Genomic DNA, 13,362 nt, shown 5'->3' with positions numbered 1-13,362 from the left:
TGAAAGTTTGTAAGTAAATTAAAAAAAGGTGGAATTAGAATGGAATTAGCAGAAATTCGTAATGAACTAGAGAAAACAGCGCAGCAAATCAAAGACTTTAGGGGGTCTCTTTGACTTAGACAGCATGGAAGTTCGAATTGCTGAGTTGGAAGACCAAATGTTGGACCCAAATTTTTGGAATGACCAACAAGCTGCACAAAAAGTAATTAATGAGTCAAATGGATACAAAGAAACATACCAAGCTTTTCATGCGCTTGAAGAAGAACAAGAAAGCATGGAAATCAGTCTGGAACTGTTAAAAGAAGAAGCAGATGAAGATTTACAAGAAGAATTAGAAAAAGATATTAAAGCATATATGGCGACTATTAGTGAATTTGAATTAAAACTAATGCTAAGTGACCCTTATGATAAAAATAATGCTATTTTAGAATTGCATCCAGGTGCTGGTGGTACAGAATCACAAGACTGGGGCTCGATGTTACTACGTATGTATCAACGCTGGTCTGAGAAAAAAGGCTTTAAAGTGGAGATGATTGATTACCAAGCAGGTGACGAAGCTGGAATTAAAAGTGTCACATTACTCATCAAAGGACACAATGCATACGGTTATTTAAAAGCAGAAAAAGGGGTACATCGTCTTGTCCGTATTTCTCCCTTTGATTCATCAGGTAGACGTCATACATCATTTGTTTCTGTAGATGTCATGCCAGAATTAGATGACGATATTGAAATCGAAGTTCGTACAGAAGATTTGAAAATTGATACGTACCGCGCAACTGGTGCCGGCGGACAGCATATCAATACAACCGACTCAGCTGTTCGGATGACACATATTCCGTCTGGGATTGTTGTAACATGTCAATCTGAACGTTCACAGCTTAAAAACCGTGAACAAGCAATGAAAATGTTAAAAACAAAACTATATCAAAAAGAACAAGAAGAAAAAGAACGCGAGCTAGCAGAAATTCGTGGTGAACAAAAAGAAATTGGTTGGGGAAGCCAAATTCGCTCCTATGTTTTCCACCCTTACTCCATGGTGAAAGATCATCGCACAAATTACGAAACCGGTAATATTCAAGCGGTAATGGATGGAGATTTAGACGACTTTATCAATGCATATTTGCGTTCTAGGATTGGATAAAAGAGATGGTAAATAAAAGAAAGAAGCAACCGCTATCCCCAGTTGTTTCTAAACTAATTGAGTATGTTTATGTCATTATTGGTGCGGCTCTCATCGCACTTGCTTTTAATGTTTTGCTACTCCCAAATCACGTTGCATCTGGCGGCGTGAGTGGGATTAGCACGATTATTAACTATTTAACAGGTTGGAATCCAGCTTTTATTCAGTGGGCATTTAATATTCCTTTATTTTTAGCGGGATTATTCTTTTTAGGTTATCAGTTTGGCTTGAAAACCTTTGTCGGCACGATGCTTTTGCCGTTCTTTGTCTATTTAACGCAAGGCTTGGAACCGTGGACGCATGAACCTTTAGTTGCTGCTTTATTTGGTGGTGTGCTTGTGGGGATGGGGCTTGGTATCGTCTTCCGCGGTAAAGCATCCACAGGCGGTACGGATGTCGCAGCACAAATCTTGCATAAATATTCCCATCTGACACTAGGTATTTGTGTTGCTTTGATTGATGGTTTTGTTGTTATTTCAGCGATGTTTGTTTTTGATATTGAGTCAGGACTATACGCACTTGTGGGACTGTTTGCCACAAGTAAAACGATTGATTTAGTGCAAGTAGGTTTAAATCAATCTAAAACAGTGTTCATTATTTCTGAAAATCAAGAAGCAATTCGCCAAGCAATTCTGTTTAAAATAGATCGAGGCATAACTCGGCTTTCGGCAAAAGGTGGCTATACTGAGGATGATAAGCAAATTTTATTATGTGTCATTGCGCAAAGTGAATTTTCAAGGTTGAAAGAAGTAATAAAAGAGATAGATCCAGAGGCTTTTGTGGTCGTAATGAGCGCAAGTGAAGTAATGGGTGAAGGCTTTACTTCATAAAAAAGTACCATTTCCTGACTTTTTTAATCAGGAAATGGTACTTTTTTAAGTTCTTTAAGTTGTTTTTTGACAATTTGATGACAAACAAGTTTAGCCTAATTGCAGACTTTGGGCTATTTTTATTGGATTGGTCTATTCCGATAGCTAGAACTGTAATGATTTTTAATGTACCTGTAATGTTATTTAGGGTAAAAACAAGTTACAATGTTAGCAGTAGAAAAGACCACTGTAGGTTCTTTTTTATTTTGTCTTAATAACTCTAAAACAACAGACAAATATATATTGGAAATAGACATAATAATTGTATTTCCTATTACAATAATCGAGATATTGTCACACCCTGAAATATAATTGTAATGCAATTAACCTATAGATGAAAAACTGTCATGGTATAATTAAGCTTATGTTGTGAGTTTAAATTCGTACCTGCCAACAACTCATCTTCATGGTTACCATGCATTACCTAAAATGTAACTCAGTAGAAAGGCATAGTAAGGTGATAAAATGATATTAATGGAAGATGTTTATAAGAAATACCCTAACGGCATAACTGCTGCTAATGGACTTAACATTAACATTGGCGAAGGGGAATTTGTTTATGTAGTAGGTCCGAGTGGTGCTGGTAAATCTACCTTCATCAAAATGATTTACAGAGAAGAACGAGCGACAAAAGGCAAAATCATCGTAGACAAATTTGATTTGATTAATATGAAAAATCGTGAAATCCCATATTTACGTCGTAACGTAGGCGTGGTATTTCAAGATTACAAATTACTTCAAAGCAAAACAGTTTATGAAAACATTGCTTATGCGATGGAAGTGGTTGAAACTGAGCCGTCCGTAATTAAAGAACGTGTTATGGAAGTGCTAGATTTAGTCAACCTCAAGCATAAAGTAAGAATGTTGCCGGATGAACTTTCCGGTGGTGAGCAACAGCGGATATCCATTGCCCGCTCCATTGCAAATATGCCTAAAGTATTAATAGCAGATGAGCCGACCGGTAACCTGGATCCTGATACTTCATGGGAAATCATGAATATCCTTGAAGAAATAAGCAATCGCGGAACAACCATCGTGATGGCAACCCACAACAAAGAAATTGTTAACACGTTGAAACACCGGGTAGTAGCTATCGAAAATGGAAGAATTGTTCGAGATGAGCAGCAAGGAGAATATGGCTATGAAATTTAGGACTGTAGGAAGACATTTAAGAGAAAGTTTTAAAAGCCTTTACCGGAATGGTTGGATGACCTTTGCAGCAGCGAGTGCAGTAACAGTAACACTTATCTTAGTCAGCGTGTTTTTTGCAATATTGATCAACATGAACAAGCTTGCAACAGATGTAGAAAACAATGTACAAATTAACGTACATATTTCTCTAAGCGCAGACAAGAAACAGCAGCAAGAACTTGAGAAAAACATTGAGAAGATTGATGGAGTTGATAGTGTCAGCTTTTCTTCTAAAGATGACGAATTGAAGAAATTAGTTGGTGCGTACGGCAAAAACTTCGAATTGTTTAAACAAGATAATCCACTATATGATGTGTTCGTTGTAGAGGCTAAAGAGCCAACGCAAACGAAGGCTATTGCTAAAAAAGTAGAAAAATTAAAGTATGTAGATAATGTAGAGTATGGTGAGAAAACAGTCGATAAATTGTTTGATACCTTGAAATGGGGACGATATGCTGGTATTATACTAAGCATTGGGTTATTACTAACAGCAATGTTCTTAATATCAAACACAATCAAGATTGCCATTTTCTCCCGTCGAAGAGAAATTGAAATAATGAAATTAGTAGGAGCGACCAACTGGTTCATACGCTGGCCTTTCGTTTTAGAAGGTGCATGGCTAGGATTAATTGGCTCGATTGTACCGGTTGTGTTAACATTCATAGGCTATGTTAATATTTACAACTTGGTGAATCCGAAGTTAGTGACTAGTTCACTATCACTTCTGCCTCCAACACCGTTCGCCTATCAAATTAGTGGCTTGATTATTGCAATCGGCGTACTAATCGGGATTTGGGGAAGCGTAATATCTATCCGCAGATTCTTAAAAGTCTAACTCGGAAAATTACTTAAGTCGAAATAAAAATAATTTAAAAGAAAAAGCTAGGGAGCTTTTTAGGAGGTAAACTTTTTGAAAAAGAATACGTTTATTGCGATTTCACTCGCAGCAGTTATCAGTTTGACGCCAGCTTTTACGACAAATGTTTTTGCGGACGTGAATACAGACATTCAAAATCAAGATAAAAAAATCAACGATATCAAGTCTAAAAAATCAGATTTACAATCAGATCTTTCTGGTTTAGTAGCAGACCTTGAGAAAGCTCAAGAAAAAGCTAAATCTTTACAAGGAGAATTTGATAAAACAGGCAAAGAACTTAAACAACTTAATGAAGATATTAAAAGTATCAATGAACGTATTAAAGAACGCGAAAATGTTTTAAAAGAACGTGCTCGTGCAATGCAAAAAACTTCTAATTCTAACGCTTATCTTGAAGTTATCTTAGATGCAGAAAACCTTTCTGACCTAGTTGGTCGTGTTTCTGCAGTTAACCAATTAGTTGATTCAGATAAATCCATTTTAGAAGATCAACAAAATGACGAAAAAGCTTTAAAAACAAAACAAACTGCTGTCAAGAAAAAACAAGAAGAACAAGCAACAGCAATTCATGAATATGAAGCACAACAAAATAAAATCGAAGCACAAAAAGCTGAAAAAGAAGCAATCGTTGCTCAACTAGCTTCTGACCAAGCAAGTGCTGAAAACGCAAAAGCTGGTCTTATAAGTGAACGTGATAAAGCAGCTAAAGAAGCTACAGCACGTGCAACAGCTTTACGTGAAGCAACATCTTCAAACGTTGGACAAACAGCAAATACTGCTTCTACTTCTAGCAAAAAATCCGAAACAAATGTAGAATCAGCAAGCAACAGTTCAGCACCAAGCTCAGCAACACCATCTAGTGGTGGATACTCAGCAATGATTGCTGCAGCTAACGCACAACTAGGAAAACCTTATAGCCTTGGCGCAAGCGGTCCAAGCGCGTTTGACTGCTCTGGATTTACTTCTTATGCATTCCGTGCAGCTGGTGTCTCTCTTCCAAGAACATCTGGTGGACAATATGCAGCAGCATCAAAAATCAGTGCTAGCCAAGCAAAACCAGGTGACTTAGTATTCTTTAACTACGGTAGCGGAATTGCTCACGTTGGGATTTATGTTGGTGGAGGTCAAATGATTAACGCTCAAAACAATGGCGTTAAATATGACAATATCACTAGCGGTTACTGGGCTAAATATCTTGTAGGGTATGGTCGCGTAGCTAACTTCTAATCATTATTGAAAAGTTAAAAAGCACCTTTGTCGTTTTAAACAAAGGTGCTTTTTTATATGGTATAGTAAAGGGAATTATGAAGTTCCTAGTCAAATAGAGAATAGAAAAGGAGCTTAAAATGTTAAAAAAATATGGGGTAGCAACTGCACTAAGCCTTTTGATTATGTCCGCGCCGCTGACAGGTGCACATGCGGATACCATTAATGACATGCAAAAACGTCAAAACGAAATAGAACAAAAAAAATCAGAGCTTGATAAGAATATAGACTCAAAAAACGCAGAGTTAAATCATCTTGAAAGTGCTGAAAAAGACGCTGCTAAAGAATTAGAGTCACTTTTGAAAAGCATTGATGACACTAACAAAAAGTTAAAAGAACAAGAAGAAAAAGTGAGCTCTGAGAACGAGAAGCTAAAGAAATTAAAAAAAGAAATGGAAGAATTACGCAACGATATTCGTGATCGTCAAAAGGTACTTGATAATCGAGCACGGGCTATCCAAACAACTGGAACAGCCACTTCTTATTTAGATATGATTTTCGAAGCAGATGATTTTAAAGAACTTATCGACCGCGTGACAGTTGTATCTGCAATTGTAAAAGCGGACCAAAATATTATGCAAGACCAAAAAGATGACCAAGATAAACTAAAGGTAGCAGAAACCACTTCTGAGAAAAAATTAGAAAATTTGAAAGTACTTGCTGTTGAATTAGAAGTTTCGAAAAACAACATGGAAAGCCAAAAACAAGAAAAAAATGATTTAGTTATGGCATTAGCAAACAAAAAAGATTTAACGAAGAGCGAACAAACACTTTTAGCTAGTGAACAAGGCGCACTTACTGATGAAGAAAAACGACTTGCTTCTAATATTGCTGGTGAAAAAGCAAAACAAGAAGCTGCGATTAAAGCTGCTGAAGAAAAACGAATGCAAGAGGCAGCAGCAAGCGTGAAAAATTCTACTGCTGTTAAACAACCAAGTTCAGCATCTAATGGAGCCACAGAAACAGTAAGTTCTGGCGGTGGTCAATTCATTAAACCAGCTTCTGGAATTTTAACTTCAGGATTTAGCGAACGAACCAATCCTGTAACTGGCAAATATGAATCCCATAAAGGACAAGATATTGCTGGTGGTGGTACGATTACAGTTTCGGCAGCAGCATCGGGTACCGTCGTATTTTCTGGATTTGGCGCATCTGGTAGTGGATTTGGAGGTTATGGTTATGTAGTAAAAATTGACCATGGCAACGGATTCCAAACGCTTTATGGACATATGCGTGCAGGCAGCTTGAAAGTAGTTACCGGTCAACGCGTTTCCCAAGGTCAACCGATTGGTATTATGGGATCAACGGGTCAATCGACAGGACAACATCTACATTTTGAAATACATAAAAACGGTATTCCAGTCGATCCAGCGCCGTATATTTAATTTGAAAACCATTGATGAAAAATCAATGGTTTTTTTCTTGTTTAGAAACGAACTGGAATAGGCTAAATGCGGATTTTATGATATGATACTACTATCAGTTTGTGTAAGAAAAGGGGGAACACAATGGGACTGTTGGCTTATCTATTAGTGATTTTGCTAATTTTAAATGTATTCTTTGCGGCAGTGACGGTCTTCTTAGAAAGACGCGATACATCCGCCACTTGGGCTTGGTTGCTAGTCTTAACTTTTGTTCCGATATTTGGTTTCATTATCTATTTGATTTTTGGGAGAAAACTATCAGGCAAAAAGATTTTTGATTGGAAAGGACAAGAAAAAATTGGGATACAGGAATCTACTGCCAATCAAATAGAAATGATACGGCAAAAAGAATTTCCATTTAGCGATCCGAATGTGAAAAAACATCGGGATTTAATCTACTTATTACTCGTGAACGATGGCGCTATTTTAACGCAAGATAATGAAGTGGAACTTTTTGTGGATGGGCATGAGAAATTCGATGCGCTAATAGCAGACATTGAAAACGCGAAAGATCATATACATCTAATCTATTATATTTTCCATTCTGATGAACTTGGCAATCGCTTAATGCGCGTACTCGAAAGAAAAGCAGCGGAAGGCTTAAATGTCAAAATTATTTATGATGCAATGGGATCAAGGACAACGAAAAAATCATTTTTCCGTACGTTCCAAAGAAATGGCGGTTTAGTCAGACCATTTTTCCCATCTAAGTTACCATTGATTAATTTTCGTCTCAACTACCGAAATCATAGAAAATTAGCTATAATTGATGGAGACATTGGTTATATTGGTGGTTTTAACATTGGAGATGAGTATCTCGGAGCATCGAAGAAATTTGGTTACTGGCGTGATACCCATTTACGTGTACATGGTAAAGCTGTTTATGCGATGCAAACTCGATTTATTATGGACTGGAATTCCGCATCATCTACACATAAAATTGATTACAAAGCGCGTTACTTCCCAACTTTCCACGGGAAAGGTCATACAAGTATGCAAATTGTTTCGAGTGGCCCAGATTCCGAGTGGCAACAAATCAAAAATGGTTACATCAAAATGATTAATGCGGCTAAAAAAACGATTTACTTACAATCACCTTACTTTATTCCTGATGCGAGTTTGCTTGAAGCCATCAAAATCGCTGCACTTTCTGGAGTCGATGTTCGAGTGATGATTCCTAATAAGCCTGACCATGCTTTTGTTTATCGCGCAACTACTAACTACGCTGGTGAATTAATGGAGACGGGCGCGAAAATCTTTATTTATGATAATGGCTTTATCCACGCGAAAACACTCGTTGTAGATGGTGAAATTGCTTCGGTTGGAACAGCGAATATGGACTTCCGCAGTTTCCGACTTAATTTTGAAGTAAATGCCTTTATTTATGAAAAACAAATGGTGCAAAAGCTGGAAGATGCCTTTTTAGAAGATATTTTAAAATCATATCAGCTAACACCTGAATTATATGCAAAACGATCCTTGTGGATTAAATTTAAAGAAGCGGTAAGCCGACTTTTATCGCCTATATTATAGAAGTATTAAAGAAAGCTGGTGTAGAAAATGAATGTTTTTGTTGAAATATTAAATGGAATAGGGAGACTACTTCTACAACCAGCATTATATGTAGGAATTTTTTTGCTGATAATCGCTGGTTTTAATCGTGTGAAATGGGAACGGAAATCATTTAGTATAAGTATTTATTCACCTTGGCTAGAGTTTAAAAATTTTTTCGGAGTGAGCTTGCTGTTCGGTTTAGCTATCTCTGTTGTTACGTCACTCATTGGGTTTGGTGTGATGATAGAATGGGTTGCTATATTTAATACGGTAGCATGTTTCTTATTAATTGTAGGGATGTTCCGTCTGAGCTCGACAGCATTTACTATCGGGATTACAAGTTTAATCTTTTATTTCTGCTATTATTTTGATGTGAACTTAGCACCATTTACAAATACGGCATTTACATATGATTCGATTTTTATTGATAATTTTATGGTTTCAATGACATTTTTACTTGCGGTATTATTGTTTATAGAAGCTTTTTTAATCCAATATACAAGTGCAAAAAATCCTTCTCCGTCACTTCGAAAAAGTAAACGAGGCAAATTAGTTGGCTCGTTCCAACTGAGAAAACTATGGTTTGTTCCGATTGTCATGTTTATACCAGGAGATGTATTTACGAAGATATTTGAGTGGTGGCCAGTATTTGCGATTGGATCACAATCATACTCGTTAATTATTTTACCACTATTTATTGGTTTCCAACAGCAGGTACAAGCACAGCTCCCAGAAGCGGCTAGCCGCAAAATTGCTGTCGAAGTAACGACGCTAGCGACAATTATTGCTGTAGCTGGTTTGTGCGGAATTGTTATGCCAGTGCTTACTTTGTTCGCATTCATGCTAGCAGTTATTGGGCGATTTTGGATATCCTACCGCCATTATCGCTTGGAAAAATTATCACCGAAAAAATTTGGTCCTCAGCCAGATGGGCTTGTAGTTCTGGGTGCTCGCGCGGCAACACCATCTGCCCGCTTAAACTTAAAAGCTGGCGAAAAAATTACAGAAGTGAACAACCAACCAGTGCATACGCGCGAGGAGCTATATGAAGCGCTCAATTTAAACCGAGCATTTTGCAAGTTGAAAGTAATTGATAATGCTGGTGAACCACGCTTTGAACAAACAGCACTTTATGAGAATGAATCATTTGAACTCGGTTTGTTATTAGTAGAACCAAGATAATTTTAAGGCACCAGTGTTGTTGGAAAGCAGCATTGGTGTTTTAAGTTTTTGTAAAGATAAGATTAATATAAGAGCATTTCTACCCGAAAAAGGTTAATTCATGCTATATTTTAGATAAAAGTGTTACATAAAGAAGGGATGGGAAGTACGTTGGTAAAAATTCTTGTAGTTGATGATGAAGCTTCTATTGTTACGTTGCTACAATTTAATATTGAAAAAGCTGGATTCGATGTGGTAACAGCAGAAGACGGCAGAACCGGATACGAACTCGCATTGTCAGAAAAACCAGACTTAATTGTGCTTGATTTAATGCTTCCTGAGATGGATGGAATCGAAGTAACAAAAAAACTTCGCCAAGATAAAGTAAATGTACCAATATTAATGTTAACAGCAAAAGATGAGGAGTTAGATAAAATTATCGGACTCGAACTTGGTGCGGATGACTATATGACTAAACCTTTTAGCCCGAGAGAAGTAGTTGCAAGAATCAAAGCAATCTTGCGTCGAACAGAAGGAAAAGCCGAAATAATAGAAGAATTAACCGAAGATGTGGAAGCAACTATATTAATCGGTGATTTGAAAATTTTGCCAGATAGTTATGAAGTGTATTTACAAGATGATTTACTTGATTTAACGCCAAAAGAATTTGAGTTATTACTATTCTTGGCCAATCATCGCGGCAAAGTTTTTTCTAGAGATCAATTACTTGATACCGTGTGGAATTATGACTATGTTGGAGAAACCCGAATCGTAGACGTTCATGTTAGTCATTTGCGCGATAAAATTGAACTAGATACAAAACAACCTAAATACATCAAAACAATTCGTGGTTTCGGTTACAAAATGGAGAATGTGAAATAATGAAGAAATTATGGCTGAAAATCGGGTTATCCTTTTTTATCTTATTTTTCGTTGTGATGGTCATTGTTGGCGTTTTTTCCGGGGAATTAATGAAATCAACGTACTTAAATATGAAAGAAAGTCAATTAGAGGATGACGCAAAAATCTTACTTCAAACAACGAATATGGAGAATTTGGATTTAGATAAGGATGCTGCAACAATCCAAAAGAGTCTTGATCCGCTCGGGGAAGACATTGATGCTCGCATTACAGTGATTGATAGCGAAGGGGACGTAGTAGCTGATACAAAAAAAGACCCTGAAAAACTTGATAACCACATGAATCGCCCTGAAGTAACAGATATTCTGAAAAAAGGGGAAAATGTTGGAATTTCTATACGTGAAAGTGATTCGCTTGGTTACAGTATGCTATATGTCGCAGTTCCCATTAAGCATGAAGGAAAAACAGACGGCGTGCTGAGAATTTCGATTTCACTTGAATCTGTTGATACGGCGGTTGCTAAACTCTGGGGGAACTTAGCGCTTATTTTCGGCATTGCTCTTGTCATTATCGCAGCAATCAGTGTTTTTATTGCTAGAAAAATCACTAGACCAGTTCGTGAAATCATTGAAGTTTCTACAGATTTAGCTAATCATAAATATGATAGTCGGATTCATGGGAAAATAAGTGGAGAACTTCAAGACCTCTCCATCAGCGTAAACACATTAGCAGAAAGTTTGGAAACACAAATGTTTGAAATTAAGCAGAACGAACAACGTCTGAATGCTATTGTCCAAAACTTAGTAAGTGGCGTAATGCTGATTAATGTCGATAAACAAGTTATTATGACCAATCGCACCATGTATCAAATTTTAGGAGAAACAGAAATTACTGGTAAGCCATTTTATGAAGTAATCAAAAGCTTTGCACTGAGCCAGTTAATAGAAGGAACTTTTGAATCAAAAACCATTAAACAAAAAGAAATAATTCTTTATTTTCCGCGCGAAATGATTTTAGACGCAAGTGTTTCACCAATTTTAGGGGAGAATGGGGACATTACAGGGATTATTTTACTATTACATGATATTACTCAAATTCGCCATTTAGAAAATGTTCGTTCTGAATTTGTCACTAACGTATCACATGAATTAAAAACACCTGTAACAGCTCTTAAAGGCTTCGCGGAAACACTACTTGACGGGGCAATGTACGACGAAGTGCTACTCAAAAAATTCCTAACGATTATTAAGGAGGAAAGCGACCGATTGCATCGTTTGATTATGGATATTCTTGCACTTTCTAGAATTGAACAAAATCCAGTCGCAGAAAACGTTGAGCTAGTTGATGTTGACGAAGTAATCGAACAATCTGCTCGTACTATTTTTGAAATGGCGACCGAAAAAAATATTCGAGTTACCATTCCAGAAAAAACAAGCTCATCTGTTATGGTTGAGACAAATCGAGACAAATTGCAACAGATTTTAATTAATTTACTTTCCAACGCGATTAACTACACCCCAGTCGATGGAAAAGTAGAAGTTAAACTAATGGAGCAAGAAGCAGAAGTAATAATAGAAGTAACAGACAACGGAATTGGTATCCCGGCTAAAGATATTGACCGCGTGTTTGAACGTTTCTACCGAGTGGATAAAGCTCGCAGCAGACATTCAGGAGGAACCGGACTTGGACTTTCCATCGTTAAACATCTAGTCGAGAACTGCGGTGGCCGAATTGAAGTGGAAAGCCAGGAAGAAGTAGGATCTACTTTCCGAGTTACTTTACCAAAAAAAGCCTAACAAATATCCTGTTTGAGAGAATGTAATCTTTCAGACAGGATATTTTTATTTTATTTACGAAACGAACAAAATTAGGGAGATAATTTACCAGTTTGCCTTCTGTTTGAAAGATATTCATAAAAAAGTTTACATATCCGACAAAAAAAGCGGTTATTTACAATTACTTAACATTAGCTACACACCACCTTAAATCTCAGAAGTTATAGTAATACTTGTAAGGAATAACAATTAAAAAAACAAGGTGGGAATAAGATAATGAAAAAGAAGTATTTGGGAATAGTAGCAATGTTAGCAGCAGTAATGCTTGTCTTCGCAGCATGTGGAAGTGACAGCAGTTCATCAGATAAAGCAAACGGATCAACAAAAGGGGATAAAGAAGTTTCTGGCTCATTAACAGCAGTCGGATCCACTGCACTTCAACCACTCGTTGAAGCAGCATCTAAAGAATTTACAAACACTAACCCTAAAGCACAAATCAATGTGCAAGGCGGCGGTTCTGGAACTGGCTTAACACAAGTACAACAAGGCGCAGTAGAAATTGGTAACTCGGACGTATTCGCTGAAGAAAAAGACGGTGTCGATGCTTCGAAACTGGTTGACCATCGTGTAGCAGTTGTCGGAATGGCTCCAGTAGTAAATAAAGATGTAGGCGTTAAAAACATTACAAAACAACAATTAATCGATATCTTTACTGGTAAAACAACTAACTGGAAAGACGTAGGCGGTAAGGACGAAAAAATTACAATCATCAACCGTGCAGAAGGAAGCGGAACACGTGCTACTTTCGAAAAATGGGGACTTGATGGTAAAACACCAGTCAAAGCGCAAGAACAAGATTCATCTGGTACAGTTCGTAAAATCGTAAGCGAAACTCCAGGAGCAATTAGTTACCTAGCTTTCTCTTACATTGACGCTTCCGTAGTTGGACTTTCATTAGATGGTGTTGAGCCAACTGAAGATAAAGTTGCAACAAATGATTGGAAAATCTGGTCTTATGAACATATGTATACAAATGGCGAACCAAAAGGCTTAACAAAAACTTTCTTGAAGTACATGACTTCTGATGAAGTACAAAACAATATCGTACCACAACTTGGTTACCAATCAATCAAATCCATGAAAGTGGAACGCGATGCATCTGGTAAACTAACTGACGTAAAATAAAAAGAATGAAATGGGCGTC

11 protein-coding genes are annotated in these 13,362 nt (G+C 37.1%); all 11 read left to right on the top strand.

What is annotated here, in order from left to right; genetic code table 11:
• Positions 1 to 39: 39 nt before the first annotated feature.
• The 11 genes from prfB (at position 40) to HRK21_RS04170 (ending at position 13,343) form a co-directional block, all read left to right on the top strand.
• A protein-coding gene (prfB, locus tag HRK21_RS04220; RefSeq protein ID WP_096824451.1) for a peptide chain release factor 2 occupies positions 40 to 1,141 on the top strand; the annotation gives its coding sequence in 2 pieces (ribosomal slippage) (positions 40 to 111 and positions 113 to 1,141; 1,101 coding nt in all).
• A gap of 5 nt (positions 1,142 to 1,146) precedes the next feature.
• On the top strand, positions 1,147 to 2,010 hold the full coding sequence (locus tag HRK21_RS04215) for a YitT family protein (protein ID WP_069888379.1): 864 nt from the start codon (positions 1,147 to 1,149) through the stop codon (positions 2,008 to 2,010).
• Between the two features lie 504 nt (positions 2,011 to 2,514).
• Positions 2,515 to 3,201: a cell division ATP-binding protein FtsE gene (ftsE, locus tag HRK21_RS04210; RefSeq protein ID WP_003726222.1), complete on the top strand. Its 687-nt coding sequence runs from the start codon at positions 2,515 to 2,517 to the stop codon at positions 3,199 to 3,201.
• Positions 3,191 to 4,075, top strand: coding sequence for a permease-like cell division protein FtsX (gene ftsX / locus HRK21_RS04205; RefSeq protein WP_003739761.1), 885 nt, complete (start codon positions 3,191 to 3,193; stop codon positions 4,073 to 4,075). Before ftsE ends, ftsX begins: the two co-directional genes overlap by 11 nt.
• Positions 4,076 to 4,150: 75 nt before the next feature.
• Positions 4,151 to 5,344 carry an NlpC/P60 family protein gene (locus HRK21_RS04200; RefSeq protein WP_069888380.1) on the top strand — a complete coding sequence of 398 codons (1,194 nt, stop codon included), beginning with the start codon at positions 4,151 to 4,153 and terminating at the stop codon, positions 5,342 to 5,344.
• A 119-nt stretch (positions 5,345 to 5,463) separates the two neighbouring features.
• Entirely contained in the window at positions 5,464 to 6,768 is a 1,305-nt protein-coding gene (locus HRK21_RS04195; protein WP_070006530.1) for a murein hydrolase activator EnvC family protein, read from the top strand.
• Between the two features lie 123 nt (positions 6,769 to 6,891).
• Complete coding sequence (gene cls, locus HRK21_RS04190; RefSeq protein ID WP_069888382.1) at positions 6,892 to 8,340, top strand: cardiolipin synthase; 1,449 nt, start codon at positions 6,892 to 6,894, stop codon at positions 8,338 to 8,340.
• A 27-nt stretch (positions 8,341 to 8,367) separates the two neighbouring features.
• Complete coding sequence (locus HRK21_RS04185) at positions 8,368 to 9,543, top strand: PDZ domain-containing protein (protein ID WP_003739757.1); 1,176 nt, start codon at positions 8,368 to 8,370, stop codon at positions 9,541 to 9,543.
• A gap of 150 nt (positions 9,544 to 9,693) precedes the next feature.
• Positions 9,694 to 10,404: a response regulator transcription factor gene (locus HRK21_RS04180; RefSeq protein WP_077905691.1), complete on the top strand. Its 711-nt coding sequence runs from the start codon at positions 9,694 to 9,696 to the stop codon at positions 10,402 to 10,404.
• On the top strand, positions 10,404 to 12,179 hold the full coding sequence (pnpS, locus tag HRK21_RS04175) for a two-component system histidine kinase PnpS (RefSeq protein ID WP_070006529.1): 1,776 nt from the start codon (positions 10,404 to 10,406) through the stop codon (positions 12,177 to 12,179). The genes HRK21_RS04180 and pnpS overlap by 1 nt, the downstream gene beginning before the upstream one ends.
• A gap of 255 nt (positions 12,180 to 12,434) precedes the next feature.
• Positions 12,435 to 13,343, top strand: a complete 909-nt coding sequence (locus HRK21_RS04170) for a phosphate ABC transporter substrate-binding protein (RefSeq protein ID WP_003739754.1) — start codon at positions 12,435 to 12,437, stop codon at positions 13,341 to 13,343.
• The last annotated feature ends 19 nt before the right edge of the window (positions 13,344 to 13,362 follow it).

Source organism: Listeria monocytogenes, from assembly GCF_013282665.1.
Lineage (GTDB): Bacteria > Bacillota > Bacilli > Lactobacillales > Listeriaceae > Listeria > Listeria monocytogenes_C.
The sequence above is the reverse complement of the archived record's forward strand: the minus strand, read 5'-3'. Positions and strand labels throughout refer to the sequence as shown.

Coding starts and splice junctions, on each gene's coding strand:
- HRK21_RS04215 (WP_069888379.1), top strand. CDS start 1,147: ATGGTAAATAAAAGAAAGAAGCAACCGCTATCCCCAGTTGTTTCTAAA.
- ftsE (WP_003726222.1), top strand. CDS start 2,515: ATGATATTAATGGAAGATGTTTATAAGAAATACCCTAACGGCATAACT.
- ftsX (WP_003739761.1), top strand. CDS start 3,191: ATGAAATTTAGGACTGTAGGAAGACATTTAAGAGAAAGTTTTAAAAGC.
- HRK21_RS04195 (WP_070006530.1), top strand. CDS start 5,464: ATGTTAAAAAAATATGGGGTAGCAACTGCACTAAGCCTTTTGATTATG.
- cls (WP_069888382.1), top strand. CDS start 6,892: ATGGGACTGTTGGCTTATCTATTAGTGATTTTGCTAATTTTAAATGTA.
- HRK21_RS04185 (WP_003739757.1), top strand. CDS start 8,368: ATGAATGTTTTTGTTGAAATATTAAATGGAATAGGGAGACTACTTCTA.
- pnpS (WP_070006529.1), top strand. CDS start 10,404: ATGAAGAAATTATGGCTGAAAATCGGGTTATCCTTTTTTATCTTATTT.
- HRK21_RS04170 (WP_003739754.1), top strand. CDS start 12,435: ATGAAAAAGAAGTATTTGGGAATAGTAGCAATGTTAGCAGCAGTAATG.